Consider the following 21,197-nt stretch of genomic DNA (forward strand, 5'->3'; position numbering starts at 1 on the left):
CTTCTCGGAAAGGCTGTTTGCTGTGACTGTTCCTTACACCCTGACGCGTGTCGGTGTGCTGATGACGCCGGAGCCGGGCAACGAGCTGGAGGCCGAGGGCGTGCTGAACCCGGCCACCGGGCACACCCCGGACGGCACGCTGTATCTGCTGCCGCGGCTGGTCGCGGCCGGTAACGTCTCCCGCGTCGGCCTGGCCGAGGTGGAACTCAAGGACGGGGTGCCGGTCGGTGTCCGCCGCGACGGGGTCGTGCTCGCCCCCGACGAGGGCTGGGAACGCGGCCTGAACAACGCCGGCGTCGAAGACCCCCGGGTCACCTGGATCCCCGCGCTCGACACCCACGTGATGACCTATGTCGCCTACGGGCCACTCGGCCCGAAACCGGCGCTGGCGGTGTCGCGGGACCTGCGCGAGTGGCGGCGGCTGGGGCCGTTGCACTTCGAGTACCAGCCCGACCTGGACACCGACCTGAACCTGTTCCCGAACAAGGACACCGTGTTCTTCCCCGAACCGGTCACCGGCCCCGACGGCCAACCGGCCTACGCGATGCTGCACCGGCCGATGTGGGACCTGGGCTGGTTCCGCGACGGCGAAGGCGTCCACCTGCCCGCCGGGGTCACCGACGACCGGCCCGGCATCTGGGTGTCGTTCGTGCCGGTGGCCGAGGTCGACAAGGACGTGCGGAATCTGGTGCATCTGCGTCACCACCGGCTGGTGGCGATGTCGGAGCACCCGTTCGAGGAGTTGAAGATCGGCGCCGGGCCCGCGCCGCTGCGGGTGCCGGAGGGGTGGCTGGTGATCCACCACGGCGTCACCGGTGAGCAGCCGAAGGGGTTCGACCCGACCACCCAGAAGGTCAGCTACACCGCCGGTGCGCTGCTGCTGGACGCGGCCGATGTCACCAAGGTGATCGACCGCACCACCGAGCCGCTGCTCGTCCCCGAAACCGAACAGGAACGCGTCGGCACGGTCGGCAACGTCGTGTTCCCCACCGCGATCGAGGAGGTCGACGGCGTGCGATACGTCTTCTACGGCATGGCCGACGCGGCCATCGGCGTCGCCCGATTGGACAGGCTGCCATGACCGTCACCCGCCGGACCGTCCTCGGCGGAGCACTCGCTGTCGGCGCGGTCTCGACCGTCACCCTGCCCGCGTCGGCCGGCGGTCGGCTGACCAACCTCGCCCACCTCGACTACCTGCGGACGACAGTCACGCCACCGGCACAGGCAGGGCACAGCACCTACGGCTCCGGCCCGCTGGGCGTGCTCTGGACGTACGCCGACCGTCAGCCGGACGGCTCGTACAAGCGCATCGGCGGCGGCACGTACGACCCGGCCACGGACACCTACGGCCAAGGCGCGTTCAACGCGGACGACATCTCGCGGGCTTCGGTCGTCTACCTCCGGGCCGGCAGGCTGTCGGTCGCACGGGACCTCCTGCGCGGCCTGACGTATCTCCAGTCGCCGAACGGCAATGTGGTGCTGTGGATGCAGCCGGACGGCACCCTCAACCCGAGTGCCGAGCCGGTCGAGCTCCCGGATCCGTCCGACTCCGGGCCGTCGTACTGGCTCGCCCGTACGGTGTGGGCGCTGGGGGAGGGCTATGAGGCCTTCCGCCGGGTCGACCGCCGGTTCGCCGAGTTCCTGCGGGATCGGCTCGAGTTGACGCTGGCTGCGCTCGAGCGGCAGGTGCTGGTGCGCTATGGCGAGTGGAACGTCGTGGACGGCCGCCGGCTGCCCGCATGGCTGATCGTGAACGGCGCTGACGCGACCTCCGAGGCAGTGCTCGGGTTGACGGCGTACGTCCGCGCCGGCGGGTCGGCCCGGGCTCGGCGTGCGCTCGCGCAGTTCGCCGAGGGGATCGCGGCCATGAGCGCGGGGACGAGTCGGTCGTGGCCGTTCCGGGCTTTGCTGCCCTGGGCGGAGTCGATCGCGGTCTGGCACGCGTGGGGTGCGCAGATGCCGTCCGCCCTCGCCGCTGCGTCCTCGGTCCTGCGCACGCCGCTCGGACCGGCCATCGGCGACACCGCCGGCTTCACGCCGCTGCTGATGACCGCGGGCGGCCCGGACAACGGCTGGCTGCCAGCGCCGATCGACCGTACCCAGATCGCGTACGGCGTCGACGCCCGCCTGCAAGGACTCCTGGCCGTCGGACTGCCCGGCCTGAAGCAGTTGGCCGCTTTCGTCGCCGCCTGGTACTTCGGTGCCAACCGGGCCGGGGAGCCGATGTACGACGCCACGACCGGCCGCACGTACGACGGCATCTCCGGCGACGGCGTGATCAACCGCAACTCCGGCGCCGAGTCGACGATCCACGGACTGCTCTCGATGCTCGCTCTCGACGCTCGGCCCGGGCTTGCCCGGCTGGCGCAGGACTTGGGCTCGGCGACCCACTCCGGCCTGCAGGTGGTGGAAGGCGAGGCCGCAGTCGGCGGACAGGTGGTGACGCCGCCGTCAGCCTGGACGGGTGAGTCGCAGTGGAGCAACGGCTCGTACGTCGCGCTGTCCGCGGGGTCGAGGGCGGAGTGGACCGTGCCCGCATCGGCTCAGCCCAGACTGGTTCTTCCGGTCGTCAACCTGCTCGATCCGGGCCGGACGGTCTGGACTGGTGGCGGCCGCACCCTGGGGTCGATCAACCACGCAGCCCCTGGTCCACAAGGGATTTCGGCGGCTCCGGGCGTGCTGCAGCCGATCACGCTCGGCACACCGCTTCCGCCGTACGCGACTCGGGTGAGTGCTACGACGACCGCGGGTACGGCGCAGATCGACGCCCTACTGCTCCTGCCGATGGTCAGCACGATGACGGCAGGTGACGCAGTACTGCTTGCGAGCGTGGACACGCGTCCGAGGACGCATCCGGTGACGACCGGGACGACGGCGTACAGCTACACGGCGAACGGGCAGCTGCACTCGCGGCGGCGCGTTGCGGCCTCCCGGGTCGTGGTCCAGCCCGGAGGTTTCACGATAGTGCTCTGAGCGCCCGGTCGGCGACGAACCTCAGCGCCTGGCCGCGCTGGTGGAAGAGGTGATGGCTGTCGGCCTGCTGGTGGTAGGCGTGGTGGGAGATGTCGGACGCCTGGGCGAGCAGGCCGGGCAGCAGCCAGGCGTACTTGACGCCGGACGCCATCACGGCGAAGCGTACGTCGTCGGGATCGCCTCGCCACCCGGCCTCCCGCAAGCCGTCAAGGTAGTTGTCGACACATGTCTCGGCCAGCTCGGGCAGTCGTTCCGCCGGCCAGAAGAGGTCGAACACGGCATCCGGGATGTGGTTGCCGAGGTCCTCGCCGAGCGAGCCGTCACCGGTGAAAGCCCAGTCCAGCAGGGCGAGCTCGCCGGTCGGTCGCTGGATCACGTTCGAGACCCAGAGGTCGAGGTGGCACCTCGCCCGCGGCAGCCGGCCCACCAGGTCGAGCAGGTCATTGCGATGGGCAACTAGCTGGGTCCAGGCCGCCCGCAGTCCCGGCGGCCAGGTTTCCGCGACCAGCGGCTGCTGCCAGGCGGCGTCGTCGTCGACCAGCTCCCACGGCACCTCCCGGGTGGTCGAGTAGTCGCGCAGGAACCCGGTCGACGTCCACCACCGTTCGCCGGCCGGTCGTGCCTGCCAACGTCCACAGGCCCGCGCCAGCCCCGCGTGCTCGGCCAGGGAGAACCGGGTGCCGGGCGTTCCCTGGATGTCCTCCATCGTGATCGTCGCGCCGTCCGCGTGTTCGGTGACGTCCGCGGCCGGGAGCACCAGGCCCGCGTCCGCGAGCTGCTTGCGCAGTTCGTCGTCGCGGTACACCTCGAGCTCGCGGCGCCAGTAGTTCCAGTGCCGCGGGTCCTCCGAGGCGGCCCACGGCCCGGTCGACGCGACCGGCCTCCGCAGTACCTTTCGTACGAGCGTGCGGCCGTCGGCGTACGTCACCCGCTCGACGGTCGCCGTCACCGCGTTGAGGGGGTTGTGCCGCAGGGTCGTCGTACCGGTCTCGGCACTCACAAACAGTCATGGTCGCAGGCGGCTGGATCGCAGACTGTCGGTGGTGGGTTGGAGACTGGTCACGTGAGTGAGTTCGAGCCGTATCGGGAGCGGCCGGCGCGGGTGCCGGGCGCCGTACTGTGGACCCGGACCGCGGAGGGCGGCGACTACCGGGTCCTCCCGGACGGCTGCATGGATCTGCTGCTGGTGGACGACCAGTTGGTCATCGCCGGTCCGGACAGTCGCGCGTGGATCGGCTCGGCCGACGCGGGGACGCGGTACGCCGGGATCCGGTTCGCGCCCGGGACGGCGCCGCGCTTCCTCGGCGTACCGGCTCACGAGCTCCTCAACGAGCGCGTCCCGCTGAGCGACCTCTGGTCGCCGACGCGCAGCCGGCGCCTGGCTGACCGGGTCCGCACGGCTCGCGTCCCGGCGCTGGCACTCGAGCAGGTGGTCGCCGAGCTGACCGAGGAGCCGGACCGCTGGATCACCCAGGTACTGCGTGCTGTGCGCAGCGGGATGCTGCGCGGCGAGGCCGGCGTACTCTCGCTGGCGAGCAGCGTCGGGCTGAGCGAGCGGCAACTGCACCGCCGGTGCCTGAGCGCCTTCGGGTACGGCCCGAAGATGCTCGATCGGGTGCTGACGATGAACACAGCGCTCGACCAGGCCCGCACCGGCCTCTCCCTGGCAGACGTGGCGGCGCTGACCGGGTACGCCGACCAGGCTCACCTGACCCGCGACATCAAGGCGTTGACCGGCCTCCCACCCCGGCTGCTGCTGAGCTGACCCCGCAATCCGATCGTGCGACTGCTGACACCTGGTTGGTGGTCGGCTCGGCGTACGGTGACCGAGTCGGTCCCGTCCTCCGAGAGACGATCTGCTCGTTGTTCGGTACTTGGTTGCTCGGTGGGCCGATCACGCCCGCGCCTGCCGGTCGGGCCTGCGACCACTGGGGCGTCGCCGGCCACGGCCGCGTCGTCGGGTGGGTAACCGGTGGAGCCAGGAGTAGTTTCAGGGAATGAAGTTCGATCGGTACACGGTGATCCTGCTGACCCTGCGGGACGACGCACCGGTCCTCGACGAGGCTGAGGCAGCAGCCCTGCAGGACCGCCACCTGGCCCACGGCGCGAACATGCAGGAGCGCGGCCTCGTCCTCGCCCGCGGGCCACTCCTGGACCAGGACGACGAACGATTCCGGGGCTTCTCGGTGTGGTCAGTAGACCCGGAGACCGCCCGCCAACACGCCGAAGCCGACCCGGCAGTCCAAATCGGCCGCCTGGCAGTCAACGTCATGACCTGGATGATGCCCGCCGGCAACCTCACCTTCACCAAAGTCCACCCCCCACGCTCCACCTCCGAAGCAACCGACGACTGACCCCCACCCCAGGCCCCGCGCCCCCGCGATCCACCGTCCCGCCCCGTCCGTCGTACGCCGCGCGTCGCACCCCACGTCGCCCCGGCTGACCGACGTACCACCCGCCACCACGCCGCAAGCCGTCCCTCCGACACCCGCTGCCACTGCAGCCCACAGCACCCCGGCCGTAAGACGCTACCGGAGTGCACGACCGACGGACGGGGCGTCGTGCGCCTGCTGGCGGCGCAGACGTCGTACGCGGTCGTTGCCGGAGTCAACGGTCTTGGGTGAGCCGCCGCGCCGCCTGGGAAGTGTGAGGCGGCGGCGTGTGGTCAGCCGAGTTCCAGGGCTGTGCAGACCCAGCGGTTGCGGCGGATCTCGAGGCGGAAGGCGATGGCGCGGGAGCGGTCGCCGTGGCGAACGTGGGCGGCGACCTCAACGATCTCCTTGGCCGGCGTACAGATGCGGATCGAGCGGACGGCGCTGCGCTCCTTGGCGCCGCGAGTGGTCGCCGTAGTGCTCATCCCGAGCACGCGAACCCGGCGGTTGAGGTCCGCAAACACTGCCTCGTCCGTGAACCGCACCAACTGCGAGATCGGCCGATCACCAGCCAGCACCTCCGTCACCGCCTGCGCCAGCCGCCGACCCCACGCCCGCGCATCCGGCAACCCAGGCCCGACGCTCGCAACCCGAGCCGATGCACCATCCGCGGCGCCATCGGTCGCCGGGTCCGCAGGAGCCTCCGGTACGACGGAGAGGCCCCGACGCGAACCTGCCGACTCTCCGGCCTGCGTAGACGCTGCAGCGGTGGCAGCCGGTGCACCCGACACAACCTCAGCGGAGGCCGGGGCGGATGCGTCATCGCGGGTGATGACGAGGGCGGGCGTCGAGGCCTGAAGGGTGGGCGTGGGAGTGATGCCGAGGTAGGGCAATGCCTGGTGGCGGAGGGAGAGCGCGGTCGCGGTCATCGTGCCGGCGTGGCGGACCGTGGGTGGGATGGCGTGGTGCGCGGGTGACGTGACCGCTCGGAGGCGCGGGGTGGTGACGTCGGTCTGGTCGGCTCGGGTCTGTGCGGGGTCAGCGTGTTCGGGCATGGTGTGTGTGATTTCGGAGAGTGGGTGGGCCGGGACGGGGCGGCTCGGGGTTGTGAGGCTCGGGATCGGGCGGCGCGGGGTGGGGTGCTGGGAGGGGACCGCGGGCAGGTTCTGGCTCATGTCACTTCTCCTGGTGGGTGGGCGGCACGGGGTGACCGGTCGCGGATGCCGGGATGCGCAGCACCTGGCCGGGAAGAATCAGGTCGGGGTCGGGCCCGATCAGCTCGCGGTTGGCGGCGTACCAGGCCGGCCAACGTTCGGCGACGGCCTCTGCGGTGGCGTGCGGGCCGAGCTCGGTCGCGGCGATGCTCCAGAGCGTGTCGCCGGGCTTGACAACGACGCGCGCCGGCACGCGGATCGGCTGGCCGGACTTCAGGTCCGTGTACCGAGTGGCCGCGCCCGACGTCGGGCGATCCGGTACACCAACCCGCACGCGCTCCCCACCCGGCGTGCTGGCAGGCGCGGGAGCAGTCGACCGTCCGGCTGACCCGGGCCGACCGGCTGCCGTGGTCGGCCGCGAGTCCGCCGGTGAGTCGTTCGCTCGTGGCGGCGTCGCCGGTACGGCGTCCTGCCGCTGAGCACTCGGGCTGTCCGCAGGCTGACCACTCTGCACGTCCTGCGTCCGACCACCCGACAGGTTCTCCGGCCGAGCACTCGGCGCGTCCTGCGGCCGAGCACTGGGGAGGTCCTGCGAGTCGCGCGTTGAGGGAGCGGGGCCGGTTAGGCGGACGGTGGAGGGCGGTTCGGTGGTGCGCCATGCGGCGGGGTCCGGTGTCCGGGAGGTCTGGCTGGTCGAGCTGGGGTCGGAGCCGGTGAGGCGGACTGAGGACGGTGGCTCGTTGGTGCGCCAGTGCGTGGAGTCCGGCGTCCTGGAGGAGGCCTGGGTTCGCGCCGCGGGGGCGGGGTCGGTCAGGCGGACTGAGGACGGTCGTTCGGACGCACGCCAGGAGGTGCCGTCGGCCGCGACCTGAGGGGCGGGCTCCGGCTGGGTCCAGGGCTGGGTTTGGGCTTGGTGGGGCGCGGTTGCGTGGGCGGCGCTGACTGTCAGTGGGGTTATCGCCGCCACGCCGAGCGCCGAGCGGAGGAGGGCTCGGGAGGTCGCGGGCGTGATTCGGCGGGCGATGGCGGTGGCGACCGCGCCGATCGCGCCGGGAAGTTGCTCGAGCACCGTGGCGATGACGGCCAGGACGAGCCATCCGTAGGCGATCCACGCGACGGTGCCGACCGCGAGGACGGTCAGGGAGTCGAGGTCGTGGCTGTTCGCTGCGGCGATCGAGCCGGCCGTCGTCCAGCGCAGTACGACGCCCACAGCGGCGAGCGCCACCAGCGCGAGCGTGCCCTTCAATCCCCGGATCATCGCGTTCTCCCCACTTCGCCTCTGATCTATGAGTTTGCTTGAGTTTGCTTTGGCTTGACCACTATAGACCGGTACTACGGTCAGTTCGCAAGTGGAAATGTCACGCAGCGTCGGCTTGGCGTACGCAAGGTGAGCGCGATCGGGTAGGTTCGCGGCCATGCGGTGGGATGCGTTGTTCGCGGATCTGGAGTCGCAGTTCGACGCGCTCCAGGAGGGAGATCTGTACGGCGAGGTCGCGGACCGGATCCGGGCCGAGGTCGGCAAGATCACCGTGCTCGACCGGCTGCGCGGGGCCGTCGACACCGTCGTCCGGGTCGAACTGACGAACGCCGAGCCCGTACAGGGTCAGCTCACCCGGGTCGGGAACGACTGCCTGCTGATCGAGGCGGAGCGGTTCGAGGAGTGGCTGATCCCGGTGCACGCGCTGGTCGCCGTACATCGCCTGGGGCCGTGGGCCGAGCCGGCGGTCGGAGCGGTGGCGGGGAAGCTGGGGCTGGCGCACCTGCTGCGCGGGATCGCGCGTGACCGCTCACCGGTGACGCTGTTCTGCGGCGGGGTCCCGGTGACCGGGACGATCGATCGGGTCGGGGCGGACTTCCTGGAGTTGGCGGAGCATCCGCTGGACGCACCGCGGCGGCGGACCGAGGTCTACAACGTGCGCCTGGTGCCGACCCAGGCCCTCTGCGCCCTACGCCGCCGCTGACGAACCTCGAGAACGCTGCAGCGCCGGAGCAACCTAGTGGTGCACGTCCTCCGACTGCTCCGCTTCCTCGCCGAACGGGTGGGCGTCGATGAACTCGCGCGTCTCCGTGTAGAGCCGCTCGATGTACTTCTCCAGCTCGGTCGCCTCGACCCGCCACTGACCGCGCCCGCCGATCTTGACCGCGGGGATGTCGCCGCGGCGAACCAGGGCGTACACCTGGTTCGCGGAGATGTTGAGCACCTCGGCGACGTCGGCGAGCTGGAGGAATCGCGGAGCCGGCATCCGGTCTGCTCCTTCAGGTAGTGGCTGGTTCCTTCAGTTTGCCACGGTTCGCGATTGGACGAGGTCGTTTGTCCCCAGGCTGACGGCCTGTGGACAGCCGTGCACACGCAGGCACCTGGACAGGGCAGAATGTCGGCTCCGAGCGATCGATTGACTGGGGAGTTCGACGTGGTCGACACAGCAGTACGCGGTAGCGGGTTCGCGGCCCCGTCCGTCCCGGCCCAGCGCAACCGGCGGGCCCGCTGGAAGGACGGCCGGCTGGTGCTCGGCGTGCTGCTGGTCGCGATCACTGCCTTGGCCGGTGCCAAGCTGCTCTCGTCGGCCGACGACACCACCACGATCTGGGCGGCCAAACGCGACATCCCGGCCGGGCAGACGCTGACGTCCGACGACCTGACGACCGCGCGGGTGCGCTTCACCAACACCGAGGACGCGGGGCGGTACGTCGCCGCCGACGCCGAGCTGAACGGTTTGGTGCTGACCCGAGCCGTCGACGCGGGCGAGTTCGTGCCGCGGGACGCCGCCGTGTCCGAGGCGGACAACGACCGTACCGAGCTGCCGCTGTCGGTCGCGACCGGGCGGCTGCCGTCCGACACCGCGGCCGGTGACGAGGTCGACGTCTGGGTGGTGCCGAAGGACGCCGACCAGCCGGCCAAGCCGCTCTGGCTGAAGGTGCGGGTGCTTCAGATCGACGCGGTCAAAGGCGTTGCGGGTGGTTCGGCGCGCAGACAGGTTCTGATCGGGCTGGCGGAGTCGGATCTAAAGCGCCTGCCTGCCGGCCTGTCCGCGATGAGCTCGGGTGAGCCGGTGCTCGTCAGGCAGGGCAGCTGATGTCGACACCGGTCCTGCTGGCGGTGACCGGGGCGCCGTGGGAGGCGGACGTCGTACGGCGGGCCGAGCGCGCTCCCGGGATCCGGGTGGTACGGCGCTGTGTCGACATCGCCGACGTGATGGCGGCGGCCGCGAGCGGGCAGGCGCGGGCGGTGCTGCTCGCGGACGATCTGCCGAGGCTGACGTCCGACGCGGTGGCGGCGTTGCACGCGCGGGGGATCGCGGTGGTCGCGCTGGTCGATCCGTCCGAGAGCGGCGAACCGTTCGGGACCGAGGACCGGCTGAGCCGGATGGGCATCGAGCGAATCCTCCCGGCCGACGTCAGCCCGGAGGATCTCGGCCGGGCCGTCACCGACGCGGTCGAGGCGGGTCCACCCATGTCGGCCTCGCACTTCGCCGGCGGGTTCGTGCCGGTCGCCGCGGACACGGCCGGCCAACCACCGCCGGTTTACAGCCAGGGCAGCGGCCGGATGATCGCGGTCTGGGGCCCGACGGGCGCTCCGGGGCGTACGACGGTCGCCGTCGGGCTCGCCTGTGAGCTCGCGGTGAAGGGCGTGCCCACGCTGCTGGCGGACGCCGACGTGTACGGCGGGACGGTCGCGCAACAGCTCGGGATGCTCGACGAAACGTCCGGGCTGGCGGCCGCGGCGCGGTCGGCGGGGAGTGGCGGGCTCGACATGGCGACGCTCGCGAAGCACGCGCGGCAGGTGGAGCCGCGGCTGCTCGTGCTGACCGGGCTCAGCCGCGCCGACCGCTGGACGGAGCTCCGGCCGGCCGCGGTCGAGTCGATCTGGTCGACGGCGCGGATGCTGGCGCCGATGACCGTGGTCGATGTGGGCTTCTGCATCGAGACCGACGAGGAGATCTCCTTCGACTCGCTGGCGCCCCGGCGGAACGGCGCGACCGTCGCGACACTCGAGGAGGCCGACGAGGTCATCGTCGTGGGTACGGCGGATCCGGTCGGGCTGACTCGATTGATCCGCGCGATCCACGAGCTGCGCGCGGTAGTGCCGTCGGTGAGCACCAGGGTCGTGGTCAACCGGGTGCGCTCGGGCTCACTCGGCAGCTCGCCGGCCGACGCGGTCTCGGAGGCGCTCGGGCGGTACGCCGGGGTCGAGGCCGCTGCGCTGCTGCCGTTCGACCAAGGCGCGGTCGACGCCGCCATGGCGCGCGGCCGCAGCCTCGCCGAGACGGCGAAGTCGAGCAAGCTCCGCAAGTCCCTCCAGCAGTTCGCCACGACCCTCACGAAGGAACTGGCGACCTGACCAAGCGGCTGCCCCTGACCAAGCCCCGTGACCAAGCCCCGTGACGAAGCGCCCTGACCAGGAAGCCGCCGACGCGAGGCAGCTGAGGAGTTCAGGGTCGAATCGCGAGATCAGGGTCGAGGTCGGTGGGAAACGGGGGAAAACCCCACCGACACCGGGCCGGGTGATGTGCCAGGGTTGGGAAGGTAGTCACCGCACTCCGAGGGGAAAGCATGTCCGAGGTCCAGCGCCGGCCGGCGAGCACGATGAGCACCGAGCGGCGGTACGGCATCGCGATCTCGGTCGCGCTCATCCTCGGCGGCGTGTACTGGGCGCTGACCGGGCTCACCGAGGACACCAGGATCAGCCAGGACAGCTATCCGGTGCAGGGCGACGCGCTCGCGATCGACGTGCGCTCGGCGGATGTCGAAGTACGGTCCGGGGACGGGTCGGACGTGAAGATCGAGCGGCGGTTCGAGCGGAACGTGTTCGGGTCGGACCCGAAGGAGAGCTACGAGGACGGCAAGCTGGAGCTGCGGGACACCGGCTGCGGGTTCCTGTCGTTCGGGTGCGACACGCACTACGTGCTGACCGTGCCGAAGGACGTGAAGGTGACGCTCGAGAGCAGCAGCGGGGACCTGAAGGTGTCCGACCTCCCGGCGGGCGCGGACCTGAAGTCGAGCTCCGGCAAGATCGAGGTGCACAACGTCGGCGGGGCGCTGCAAATGGAGTCCAGCTCGGGTGATCTCGAGGCACAGGGGCTGACGGCAACGACCGTGAGTACGCAGAGCAGCTCCGGCAGCGTGGACCTCGACTTCGCCACCGCGCCGCAGTCGGTGGAGTCCGAGTCGAGCTCGGGCGACGTGACGATCCGGGTCCCGTCCGGGACCGAGGCGTACAAGGTGGAGAGCGACACCTCGTCGGGCGACGAGACCGCCAACGTCAAGAGCGACCCGTCCGCCACCCGCACCATCAAGGCCGACACCTCCTCCGGCGACGTCACCATCGAGTACGGCCGCTGACCAGTCCCAGCCGTTCACACGCAGTGACAGGCAGGACCGTGAGGGTGAGAGCCGACGCGTGCTGAGTAGGCTTGCGCGCATGTCTTCGGAGTCGGGCGTGCCGCGTGGGTTGCTGGTGGACTGGGGCGGTGTGCTGACCTCCGGCCTGGAGGATGCGCTGCGGCGGTGGGCCGAGCTGGACGGATTCGACTTCGACTCCTACGTCCAGGCGGTGATGGCCTGGCTGCCGGCCGAGACTCCTGAGGACGCGGTCGCGGAGGCCGAGCTCAACCCGGTGCACGCCCTCGAACGCGGCCAGATCGCCGTCCCCGACTTCGAGCGCAAGCTCGCCTCGATCCTGGTCCGCCGCGACGGTACGCCGGTGCCCGCCGAGGGACTGATCGAGCGGATGTTCGCCCACTTCGAGCACCAGCCGGCCATGAACGCCCTGGTCCGGAGGGCCCGTCAGCACGGCATCCGGACCGCGCTGCTGTCCAACTCCTGGGGCAACACCTATCCGCGGCACACCTGGGACGGCATGTTCGACGACATCGTCATCTCCGGCGAGGTCGGGCTGCGCAAGCCGGAGCCGGAGATCTTCCTGCTGGCCGCCCGCCGGCTGAACCTGAAACCCGAGGACTGTGTGTTCGTCGACGACCTCGAGCTGAACGTCGAGGCCGCGAAGGCGCTCGGCATGAGCGGCATCCTGCACACCTCGTACGACGAGACCCGGCGCGCGCTGGAAACCCTGTTCGGAGTCGACCTGACGTGACCGTGATGACCTCCACCTCCCCTGCTCCCCGCCCGGTCGTCTCCCGCCGGATCGTCGTCTGGATCGCCGTCTGCGCCGCGCTGGTCGCGCTCGGCGCCTGGGCGTACGGGCTGTTCGACGGCATGATCGACCTGCGCGTCTACCGGATGGGCGGGTCGGTGCTGCTCGACGGCGATTCGCTGTACGACGCGAAGCTGCCGGGATCCGGGCTGCCGTTCACCTACCCGCCGTTCGCCGCGATCGCGATGGTGCCGCTGGCCGCCGTACCGTGGGGTGTCGCGCTGGTCGTGTGGACCACGATCTCGGTGCTGTGCATCGCGGCGTTGTGGCGGACCAGCCTGCCGAAGACGGCGTGGTCGTTCTTCACCCAGCGCAAGCGGACCGCCCTGCTGGTCGCGCTCACCGCGCTGTCGCTGCTGCTCGAGCCGGTCTGGCAGACGATCCAGTTCGGCCAGATCAACCTGTTGCTGACCGCAATGATCCTGCTGGACCTGGTGCGGCCTCAGGATGCCCGGCTGCGCGGGTTCTGGCTCGGGGTGACGATCGGCGTCAAGCTGACGCCGCTGCCGATCCTCGCGCTGCTCGTGGTGACGAAGCAGTGGCGGGCGCTGCGGAACGCCGTACTCGGTCTGCTGGCGACGGTGGCGGTCGGGTTCGCGATCGTGCCGAACCAGTCGTGGCGGTACTGGACCGACGTGGTCATGGACGCGAACCGGGTCGGCGGGCTCGCGTACACGGGCAACCAGTCCTTCAACGGCTTCCTGCACCGGATCGGCGACGAGGCGAGCTGGGTGCAGCCGACGTGGTTCGTGCTCTCGGCCGTCTTCGGCCTGCTGGTGCTGTGGATGGCCCGGCGCTACTGGCTGGCGGACGAGCGGGTCACGGCGATCTCGGTGATGGCGCTGGCAATCCTGTACGCGTCGCCGGTCACCTGGAGCCACCACTGGGTGTGGATCATCCCGCTCGGCGTCAGCCTGATCCGCGCGGTCAACCGCGTCTGGGGCCTCAACCCGGCGGTGGCGACCGGCGTGCTCTTCTACGGTCTGTTCGTCCTGCGCTCCATCTGGTGGGTCCCGTTCCGCGACGACCGCGAGCTGGACTGGACCTTCTGGCAGTCCATCCCCGGCAACTCCCACCTCATCCTCGGCATGATCGCCTTCGTCGTCCTGGCGATCACCAGCCGAACCCTCCCGAAGCCGGACGCCGCGACGTCTGTTTCACGAAGAGAACAGCAGGAGTAGGCCGCCGGTGGTGTAGCCGACCATGACGACCAGGAGGGGGAGTTGGCCGGCCAGGGCCTTGTGGCGGGGGAAGAGGGCGACGGCTCGGTCGTGGGCGGAGATGACGCCGAGCAGGTGGCCGCCGACGACCGCGAGCACCTGGAGGACGGCGATCGTGCCGCTGTGGTTGGTGATACCGGTATTCACCGCGAGCAGCCCGGTGCCGAACACGTTGGCGCCGTTGCTGAGCGGATCACTCAGGTAGATGAGGGTCCGCTGGCCCTCGAGGATGAACAGGGTCAGGTAGTGCGCGACGACGTACCCGAGGACGATCGGTACGACGGAGTGCGCGAACAGCCCGGGGAGTGCGCGGCGCGTCGTGTGCGACAGCCGCCCGGCGAGCAGGGTGGCGCCCGAGTACGTGACCAGCACGAACAGGATGAACAGGATCAGCGCGCACGTGCCGAGCAAGGTCATCGAGTAGTCGGTGTTCTGCGCCCAGCCGATCCAGGCCGACGAGTTCGAGAACCCGTCGTACGCCGTCGAGCCGAGCAGCGCCGCCACCATGCCGACCAGCCCTGGTCGCGGCTTCAGGCCGTCCAGGTTCTCCAGTGGTCGGCGGACCACGAGCGCACCATCGGTACGGCGACCCCACGGTGACAGTCGCGCCATCAGGGACGCGTAGACCTCGAAGGGGTCAGCGGTCGAGAACCACCGGTCGCCGAACAGGACCGCGCCGAACAGGACGATCACGACGTACAGGGCGATCCAGCCCTGCAGCACCGGGATCGTGGCCCGGTCGGGGGCGACCAGCTCGAGCCAGGTGAAGGCGAAGATGCCGAGCGCCGCCGGCCAGAGGCCGACCCAGGCCGGGAGCTCCAGCAGGCCCTTCGACGGCGGTTGGCGGATCGCCTTGCAGAGCAGCAGGTGGACGGTGCGCAGCGGGTTCAGGGCCCGCCAGACCGGTCCGAGCGCGAGCGAGATCGGCACCAGCCCGACCCAGACCAGGATGTAGATGAAGCCGAAGATCGGGTTGGTCAGCCGGTCGACACCGAAGACCAGCGAGACCATCGCGTAGAGGAAGACCGCCAGCCCGAACAGCCGGACGAGCCAGCGGAACCAGTCCGCGTCGACCGTCCGGGTGATTGCGGCCGGCAACGGCTTGCCGGAGGCGTCGCCGCGGTACTTCGGGTTCCGCCAGGCCAGCCCGAGCACGACGAACGACAACGCGATCGCCACCGCGGCACCACCGACGGCCAGCCCGAACGGGATCGGCAGGTCCTGCCGCCCACCGATCCCGTGCAGCGGGAGCAACTGCGGGACGAGCGTTCCGGTGCCGAGCGCCGTCACGAGACGACGAGCTTCGCGACCAGCTTGCCGCTCTCGTGCGTCTCGATCTCGAAGGTGCCCTTCATGTCGGCGGTGAAGGTGATCGAAGCGGTCTTGCCCGGGGTGAGCGCGAGCGTCTTGTCGTAGCCGTGGATGTGCAGCTCGTCCGGCGTGTCGCTGATACCGGTGACCAGCACCTTCTGCCCGGCCTTCACCTTGATGCTCGAGCCGCTCGGGTTGACCTTGCCGTTGGCAACGGTGACGTTGACGGTCACGTCGGCCTGCTCACCGGACGGGTCGGCGGTGTTCGACGGGCTGGTGGTGTTCGGCTTGCCCGGGGTCGGGGTCGTCGTCGGCAGGTCGCTCGGCGTGGTCGCCGGGGTCGAGGGCGCGGTCGCCGACGGGGACGTGCTCGGACTCGCGCCGCTGTCGGACTCGTTCCCGCAGCCGGCCAGCACGAGCATGGCGAGGGCGGGGAGCAGTGCGGTGGCGGTGCCGCGGGTGAGCGTCGTACGCATCGGTCGAGGGGCCTTTCGAGGGTCTGCGGAGGTCGAGGGTGCGCCGGACGCACCCTCTTGCCTGACGAACACGAATACCTCAGTGTTCCCGTTAACCCAGTGTCGCAGCCCACTGTCCGTGGACCCGGCTAGGGTGACCAGACAAGCTTCGAGAGAGAGGAAGGTGACGGGATGCCGGACCGGTTGACGTCGCTCGACCTCACCTTCCTCAAGGCCGAGTCGCCGGCCACCCCGATGCACGTCGGGACGGTCGATATCTTCGAGCCGCCGGTGCACGGTGACGACGGGTTCGACTACGAGAGCCTGGTCGCCCTGATCCGGGACCGGATCGCCTTCGTGCCGCGGTACCGCCAGCGCGTCCAGCACGTGCCCGGCCGGTTCGCCGGGCCGGTCTGGGTGGACGACGAGGAGTTCGACATCACCTTCCACGTCCGGCGCTCGGCGCTGCCCCGCCCGGGGACGCACGCCCAGCTGCTGGAGCTGGTCGCCCGGATCATGTCCCGGCGGCTGGACCGGGCCCGCCCGCTGTGGGAGATGTACCTGGTCGAGGGCCTGCAGGGCGACCGGTTCGCGATCATCTCCAAGTCCCACCAGGCGCTTGTCGACGGCAACAGTACGGTCGACATCGGCCAGGTCGTGATGGACGCGACCGCGCACCCGCGCGAGACCCCGACCGACACCTGGCAGCCGGCCCACCCGCCGTCCGCCCTGGAGCTGCTGGCCGGCGTGTTCGCGGACGCCACCCGGCATCCGACCGCCGTGCTCGAGCTCGCCCGGGCCGAGATGGCCAGCCTGACCGGCTCCACCTCGGTCCGCGAGGTGCTCGGCGGCGTCGTCGGCTCGCTGGCGGCGCAGCGGCACGCGCAGGAGAGCACGCTGCACGTGAAGACCTCCGGCCAGCGCCGGTTCACCACCGTGCAGACCGACCTGGAGGACTACCGGACCGTCCGCGCCCTGCACGGCGGCACCGTGAACGACGTGATCCTGGCGGCCGTCGCGGGTGCGTTCCGGGCCTGGATGATGACCCGCGGTGAAGGCGTCGGGCCGACCCAGAGCGTGCGGGCGGTGGTCCCGGTCAGCATCCGCGACGATGACGACGAGGAGCCGACCTCGCTCGGGTCCCGGGTGATCGCCTCCACCGTGAACCTGCCGGTGGGGGAGAACTCCCCGGTCATGCGGCTGCACCAGATCTCGTACCAGACGAAGGTCCACAAGGACACCGGCCGCGCGGTCAGCGCCCGCTCGCTGGTCGGGATCGCGGGGTTCGCGCCGACCACGCTGCACGCACTGGCCGCGCGGGTGGCGACGACCACGGTCCGGCCGATCGACGACGTGGTGATCACGAACGTCCCCGGCCCACAGTTCCCGCTGTACGCGCAGGGTGCGCCGATGCTCGCGTCGTACCCGGTGGTCCCGCTGATGCCGGGACAGGGGTTGTCGGTCGGCGTCACGTCGTACGACGGGAAGGTGTTCTTCGGGCTGAACGCGGACCGCACCGCGATGCCCGACCTCGCGGTGTTCGCCCAATGCCTGACCGATGCCCTGGACGAGTTGCTCGAGACCACCAGGGGCAGCCGGAACCGGGCGTCCCGGGGCCGGAAGAAGACCCGCGGCCAGACCGGGGCGGACGGGCGCGCACGCAAGAGCGGTACGACCAAGAAGGCAGGCTCATGAGGGTCTACATCCCATCCACGCTGCGGCTGCTGGACGAGGCGTGCCACGCCGGCGAGTTCGGCCCGCCCCCGCTGACGGCGTACGCGGTGACCCCGGCGCTGCGGGAGTGGTACGCCGAGGGCGACGACGAGGAGCTCGAGTACGCCGCGATGGCACAGGCGGCGCGGGCCTCGGTCGGGCTGCTCGCCGCGGATCCGGGGACGGCGCGCAGACGGGTGGTCGTGGCCTGTGAGGTGGGCGCGGTCCCGCCGGCGAACGGCTCGGTCGAGCTGGGCGACGCGCGGCTGGAGCTGCGGGTCGTGGTGCCGTGGTCGACCGTGGCCGCCGTTCACATGGACGCCGCCGAGGCGGCGACGGTGGTCGGGAAGGCCGCCGAGCTGTGGGACGCGGCCCAGAACGGTGACGACGACGCACTTTTCGCCCTGGATTCGTGCGAGGGTGAAGACCTGATGTGGTACGCGACGCAGGAGATTCCCGATCTGCTGGCGGCGGAGGGGCCGCGCGGCGGGCTGAACGGCTAGGGCTGACAGGGAGCTGGTGGCGATGCAGGCGATCTGGAAGGGTGCCATCTCGTTCGGGATGGTGACGATCCCCATCAAGGTGTTCTCGGCGACCGAGGAGAAGGACATCTCCTTCCGCCAGGTCCACGTCGCCGACGGCGGCCGGATCCGGTACAAGCGGGTCTGTTCCGAGTGCGGCGAGGAGGTGCCGTACTCCGACATCGGCAAGGGCTACGAGATGGCCGACGGCCGGATGATCGTGCTCGAGCCCGACGACTTCGCCGACCTGCCGCTGTCCAGCAAGAAGGTCATCGACGTGCTGGAGTTCGTGCCCGCCGACCAGGTCGACCCGCTGTACCTGGGCAAGTCGTACTACCTGCAGGCCGACGGCGGGCCGGGCGCGAAGCCGTACGTGCTGCTCCGCGACGCCCTTGACGGCTCCGAGCTGTACGCGCTGGTCAAGGTCGCGCTGCGGTCGCGGGAGAGCCTCGGGCTGCTGCGGACGTTCGAGGACGTGCTCGTGCTGCAGGTGATGATGTGGCCGGACGAGGTCCGGGACGCGTCGTTCGCGGCGCCGGCCGAGGACGTGGAGATCCGGTCCCAGGAGAAGGCGATGGCGGCGTCGTACATCGACACGCTGCGGGGTGAGTTCGACCCGGACCAGTACCACGACGAGTACCGGCACGCCCTCGAGCAGGTGGTGGAGGCGAAGGCGGCCGGCGTACCGCTGCCGGAGGCCGAGGAGGAGGAGCCGGAGGGCGCCGAGGTCGTCGACCTGGTCGCCGCGCTACGGGCCTCGGTCGAGGCCGCCAAGGCGCGCAGGGCCGGCGGTGGTGAGGCGCCGGCCGAGAAGAAGGCGCCGGCGAAGAAGGCCGCGGCCGCGAAGAAGGCGCCGGCCAAGAAGGCGGCCGCCGCCAAGAAGACTGCGGCGAAGAAGACCGCCAAGAAGGCCACGAAGAAGTCCGCCTGAGCGCCGGGGGTCGTCGGACATGAGTGAGCAGACTGGGGACGGGGCGTCGGACGTGCCGGCACCCCCGCCGACGCAGACCGAGATTCCGAAGGACGCTTCGGAGATTCCGGCGGATCCGACCGCGGTGCCGGTCCGGCCGGGGGCTTTCCTGCTGGAGCTGATCCCGGTGCCGGTGTCGGATCTCGACCGGGCGAAGCGGTTCTACTCCGAGCAGTGCGGCTTCCACGTGGACGTCGACGTCTCGCCGGCGGACGGCGTACGCGTCGTCCAGCTGACGCCGCCCGGCTCGCACTGCTCGATCAGCCTGCTCCAGGGCATCCCGACGGCGGACATGGAGCCGGGCTCGCTGCGCGCCCTCCACCTGGTGGTGAAGGACATCGAGGCGGCCCGGCAGGAGTTGATCGGGCGCGGCGTCGACGTCGGCGAGACCGAGGATCTCGGCGGGGTCTACTACGCGTGGTTCAAGGACCCGGACGGCAACACCTGGACGCTGCAGCACATGCCGTGGCGGCCCTAGGGCGTGTCTGACACGCCCTGGCTCCGGCCTGGTGAAGAACCTGCTCGAGTGACGTGTGCCATCCCGGGGTGCAGGTCCCGTCGACCGGACCAGTTGACCGGGTGGTCAGGTCGGGGTCAGGTTCGTTTCCGTTGGTGAGTCATGGCACCATGCTCGTATCACCACCGCGTCGCGCCGGCCACCCACACCGGCGTACCCCCGCTTGATCCACCCCCCGATCGAGGAGCACCGCAGCATGGATGCCGTCACCGCCGTCCCCACGCCCGCCAACGAACCCGTCAAGGGGTACGCGCCCGGATCGTCGGAGCGAGCGAGCCTGGAGGCGAAGCTCAAGGAGTTCACCGCGGCCGGCGGCATCGACCTGACCTGCACGATCGGTGGCGAGCAGCGACTCGGTGGCGGTGCCCCGATCCAGGTGGTCCAGCCGCACAAGCACGCGCACGTGCTCGGCACACTGGGCAACGCGACCGAGGCGGACGGCAAGGCCGCCGTGGACGCCGCGCTCGCGGCCGCTCCGGCCTGGCGGTCGCTGTCGTTCGACGACCGCGCGGCGATCTTCCTGAAGGCGGCCGACCTGCTGGCCGGCCCGTGGCGCGACATCCTGAACGCGGCCACCATGCTCGGGCAGTCGAAGACCGTGCAGCAGGCCGAGATCGACTCCGCCTGTGAGCTGATCGACTTCCTCCGGTTCAACGTGGCGTTCGCGCGGCAGATCGTCAGCGACCAGCCGATCTCGTCCCCGGGCGTGTGGAACCGCGTCGACTACCGGCCGCTGGAGGGCTTCGTCTACGCGATCACGCCGTTCAACTTCACCGCGATCGCCGGCAACCTGCCGACCGCGCCGGCGCTGATGGGCAACACGGTGGTGTGGAAGCCGTCGCCGACGCAGCAATTCGCGGCGCACTGGACGATGCGGCTGTTCGAGGCCGCGGGCCTGCCGGCCGGCGTGATCAACCTGGTCACCGGTGACGGCATCGACGTGTCCAAGTCCGCGCTCACCCACCCGGACCTGGCCGGCATCCACTTCACCGGCTCCACGAAGACGTTCCAGTCGCTGTGGTCCACGGTCGGCGCGAACATCGCGTCGTACCGGACCTACCCGCGGCTCATCGGCGAGACCGGCGGCAAGGACTTCATCCTCGCGCACCCGTCGGCCGACCCGGCCGTGCTGAAGACCGCGATGGTGCGCGGCGCGTTCGAGTACCAGGGTCAGAAGTGCTCGGCCGCCTCGCGCGCGTACGTCGCCCGCTCGGTGTGGGACCGGGTCCGCGACGACCTGATCGCCGAGACCGAGTCGCTCGCCATGGGCGATGTCACCGACCTGTCGAACTTCATCGGCGCGGTGATCGACGACCGCGCGTTCGCCAAGCACAAGGCCGCGATCGACCGGGCCCGGCAGACCGACGCGCTCGACGTCGTGGCCGGCGGCACCTACGACGACAGCGAGGGGTACTTCGTCCGGCCGACGCTGGTGGTCTCCGACGACCCGACCGACGAGGTCTTCACCACCGAGTACTTCGGCCCGATCCTCGGCGTGCACGTGTACGACGACGCCGACTACGACACCGTCCTGCGGCAGATGGAGAACGCGGCGCCGTACGGGCTGACCGGCGCGGTCATCGCCCAGGACCGGCACGCGATCGCCGAGGCGGCCGACTACCTGCGGTTCGCGGCCGGAAACTTCTACGTCAACGACAAGCCGACCGGCGCGGTCGTCGGGCAGCAGCCGTTCGGTGGGTCGCGGGCGTCCGGGACCAACGACAAGGCCGGCTCGATGTGGAACCTGATCCGCTGGGCCAGCCCCCGCTCGATGAAGGAAACCTTCGCCCCACCCCTCGACTACCGCTACCCCCACCAGGGCTGAGGTTCGGCAAGGGTC

21 protein-coding genes are annotated in these 21,197 nt (G+C 70.6%); 15 read left to right on the forward strand and 6 right to left on the reverse strand.

The features are described from left to right. Nucleotides 1–22 precede the first annotated feature (22 nt). Both ACQPYZ_RS07505 and ACQPYZ_RS07510 read left to right on the forward strand, forming a co-directional pair. Nucleotides 23–1,081: a glycoside hydrolase family 130 protein gene (locus tag ACQPYZ_RS07505; RefSeq protein ID WP_433166596.1), complete on the forward strand. Its 1,059-nt coding sequence runs from the start codon at nucleotides 23–25 to the stop codon at nucleotides 1,079–1,081. Next, nucleotides 1,078–2,973, forward strand: coding sequence for a hypothetical protein (locus ACQPYZ_RS07510; protein ID WP_433166597.1), 1,896 nt, complete (start codon nucleotides 1,078–1,080; stop codon nucleotides 2,971–2,973). Before ACQPYZ_RS07505 ends, ACQPYZ_RS07510 begins: the two co-directional genes overlap by 4 nt. Here ACQPYZ_RS07510 and ACQPYZ_RS07515 read toward each other — a convergent pair. Next, nucleotides 2,957–3,973 carry an aminoglycoside phosphotransferase gene (locus ACQPYZ_RS07515; RefSeq protein ID WP_433166598.1) on the reverse strand — a complete coding sequence of 339 codons (1,017 nt, stop codon included), beginning with the start codon at nucleotides 3,971–3,973 and terminating at the stop codon, nucleotides 2,957–2,959. The two genes, ACQPYZ_RS07510 and ACQPYZ_RS07515, sit on opposite strands and share 17 nt — an antisense overlap. A 63-nt stretch (nucleotides 3,974–4,036) precedes the next feature. Here ACQPYZ_RS07515 and ACQPYZ_RS07520 point away from each other — a divergent pair, with 63 nt between their 5' ends. Both ACQPYZ_RS07520 and ACQPYZ_RS07525 read left to right on the forward strand, forming a co-directional pair. Next, the gene (locus tag ACQPYZ_RS07520; protein WP_433166599.1) at nucleotides 4,037–4,738 is read left to right on the forward strand and encodes a helix-turn-helix domain-containing protein; all 702 of its coding nucleotides are present in this window, start codon (nucleotides 4,037–4,039) and stop codon (nucleotides 4,736–4,738) included. A gap of 232 nt (nucleotides 4,739–4,970) precedes the next feature. Beyond that, nucleotides 4,971–5,327 carry a YciI family protein gene (locus tag ACQPYZ_RS07525; RefSeq protein ID WP_433166600.1) on the forward strand — a complete coding sequence of 119 codons (357 nt, stop codon included), beginning with the start codon at nucleotides 4,971–4,973 and terminating at the stop codon, nucleotides 5,325–5,327. A gap of 311 nt (nucleotides 5,328–5,638) precedes the next feature. On the opposite strand, the gene ACQPYZ_RS07530 is transcribed toward ACQPYZ_RS07525, so the two are convergent. Both ACQPYZ_RS07530 and ACQPYZ_RS07535 read right to left on the reverse strand, forming a co-directional pair. Further along, a complete protein-coding gene (locus ACQPYZ_RS07530) occupies nucleotides 5,639–5,932 on the reverse strand; it encodes an Rv3235 family protein (protein WP_433166601.1) in 294 nt (97 codons plus the stop codon). 589 nt (nucleotides 5,933–6,521) lie between these two features. Continuing rightward, nucleotides 6,522–7,757 (reverse strand): LysM peptidoglycan-binding domain-containing protein, encoded by a 1,236-nt coding sequence (locus ACQPYZ_RS07535; RefSeq protein ID WP_433166602.1) that lies wholly within the window; start codon nucleotides 7,755–7,757, stop codon nucleotides 6,522–6,524. 157 nt (nucleotides 7,758–7,914) lie between these two features. On the opposite strand from ACQPYZ_RS07535, the gene ACQPYZ_RS07540 reads away from it, so the two are divergent. Next, complete coding sequence (locus tag ACQPYZ_RS07540; protein ID WP_433166603.1) at nucleotides 7,915–8,460, forward strand: hypothetical protein; 546 nt, start codon at nucleotides 7,915–7,917, stop codon at nucleotides 8,458–8,460. Nucleotides 8,461–8,493: 33 nt separating this feature from the next. Here ACQPYZ_RS07540 and ACQPYZ_RS07545 read toward each other — a convergent pair whose 3' ends face one another. Beyond that, a complete protein-coding gene (locus ACQPYZ_RS07545; RefSeq protein ID WP_433166604.1) occupies nucleotides 8,494–8,742 on the reverse strand; it encodes a helix-turn-helix domain-containing protein in 249 nt (82 codons plus the stop codon). A 168-nt stretch (nucleotides 8,743–8,910) separates the two neighbouring features. Between ACQPYZ_RS07545 and ACQPYZ_RS07550 the strand changes: the two genes are divergently transcribed. The 5 genes from ACQPYZ_RS07550 to ACQPYZ_RS07570 all read left to right on the forward strand — a co-directional run bounded on the left by ACQPYZ_RS07550 (nucleotide 8,911) and on the right by ACQPYZ_RS07570 (nucleotide 13,831). Then, entirely contained in the window at nucleotides 8,911–9,573 is a 663-nt protein-coding gene (locus tag ACQPYZ_RS07550; RefSeq protein WP_433166605.1) for an SAF domain-containing protein, read from the forward strand. Next, a complete protein-coding gene (locus tag ACQPYZ_RS07555; protein ID WP_433166606.1) occupies nucleotides 9,573–10,838 on the forward strand; it encodes an AAA family ATPase in 1,266 nt (421 codons plus the stop codon). Before ACQPYZ_RS07550 ends, ACQPYZ_RS07555 begins: the two co-directional genes overlap by 1 nt. Before the next feature lie 212 nt (nucleotides 10,839–11,050). Next, the gene (locus tag ACQPYZ_RS07560) at nucleotides 11,051–11,839 is read left to right on the forward strand and encodes a DUF4097 family beta strand repeat-containing protein (RefSeq protein ID WP_433166607.1); all 789 of its coding nucleotides are present in this window, start codon (nucleotides 11,051–11,053) and stop codon (nucleotides 11,837–11,839) included. 79 nt (nucleotides 11,840–11,918) lie between these two features. Beyond that, nucleotides 11,919–12,590, forward strand: coding sequence for an HAD family hydrolase (locus ACQPYZ_RS07565; RefSeq protein ID WP_433166608.1), 672 nt, complete (start codon nucleotides 11,919–11,921; stop codon nucleotides 12,588–12,590). 5 nt (nucleotides 12,591–12,595) lie between these two features. After that, nucleotides 12,596–13,831: a glycosyltransferase 87 family protein gene (locus ACQPYZ_RS07570; RefSeq protein WP_433166609.1), complete on the forward strand. Its 1,236-nt coding sequence runs from the start codon at nucleotides 12,596–12,598 to the stop codon at nucleotides 13,829–13,831. Here ACQPYZ_RS07570 and ACQPYZ_RS07575 read toward each other — a convergent pair. Further along, nucleotides 13,808–15,160 carry a hypothetical protein gene (locus ACQPYZ_RS07575; RefSeq protein WP_433166610.1) on the reverse strand — a complete coding sequence of 451 codons (1,353 nt, stop codon included), beginning with the start codon at nucleotides 15,158–15,160 and terminating at the stop codon, nucleotides 13,808–13,810. The two genes, ACQPYZ_RS07570 and ACQPYZ_RS07575, sit on opposite strands and share 24 nt — an antisense overlap. Then, on the reverse strand, nucleotides 15,157–15,657 hold the full coding sequence (locus tag ACQPYZ_RS07580; protein ID WP_433166611.1) for a cupredoxin domain-containing protein: 501 nt from the start codon (nucleotides 15,655–15,657) through the stop codon (nucleotides 15,157–15,159). The genes ACQPYZ_RS07575 and ACQPYZ_RS07580 overlap by 4 nt, the downstream gene beginning before the upstream one ends. 171 nt (nucleotides 15,658–15,828) lie before the next feature. On the opposite strand from ACQPYZ_RS07580, the gene ACQPYZ_RS07585 reads away from it, so the two are divergent. The 5 genes from ACQPYZ_RS07585 (at nucleotide 15,829) to pruA (ending at nucleotide 21,182) form a co-directional block, all read left to right on the forward strand. Next, entirely contained in the window at nucleotides 15,829–17,331 is a 1,503-nt protein-coding gene (locus ACQPYZ_RS07585) for a WS/DGAT/MGAT family O-acyltransferase (protein WP_433166612.1), read from the forward strand. Then, entirely contained in the window at nucleotides 17,328–17,852 is a 525-nt protein-coding gene (locus ACQPYZ_RS07590) for a DUF6912 family protein (protein ID WP_433166613.1), read from the forward strand. The genes ACQPYZ_RS07585 and ACQPYZ_RS07590 overlap by 4 nt, the downstream gene beginning before the upstream one ends. Before the next feature lie 22 nt (nucleotides 17,853–17,874). Next, the gene (locus tag ACQPYZ_RS07595) at nucleotides 17,875–18,801 is read left to right on the forward strand and encodes a Ku protein (RefSeq protein ID WP_433166614.1); all 927 of its coding nucleotides are present in this window, start codon (nucleotides 17,875–17,877) and stop codon (nucleotides 18,799–18,801) included. A gap of 19 nt (nucleotides 18,802–18,820) precedes the next feature. After that, complete coding sequence (locus ACQPYZ_RS07600) at nucleotides 18,821–19,318, forward strand: VOC family protein (RefSeq protein ID WP_433166615.1); 498 nt, start codon at nucleotides 18,821–18,823, stop codon at nucleotides 19,316–19,318. Between the two features lie 235 nt (nucleotides 19,319–19,553). Further along, nucleotides 19,554–21,182, forward strand: a complete 1,629-nt coding sequence (pruA, locus tag ACQPYZ_RS07605; protein WP_433166616.1) for an L-glutamate gamma-semialdehyde dehydrogenase — start codon at nucleotides 19,554–19,556, stop codon at nucleotides 21,180–21,182. Nucleotides 21,183–21,197: the final 15 nt, after the last annotated feature.

The organism is Kribbella sp. CA-247076, assembly GCF_050942445.1.
In the GTDB taxonomy this organism is placed as follows: Bacteria; Actinomycetota; Actinomycetes; order Propionibacteriales; family Kribbellaceae; genus Kribbella.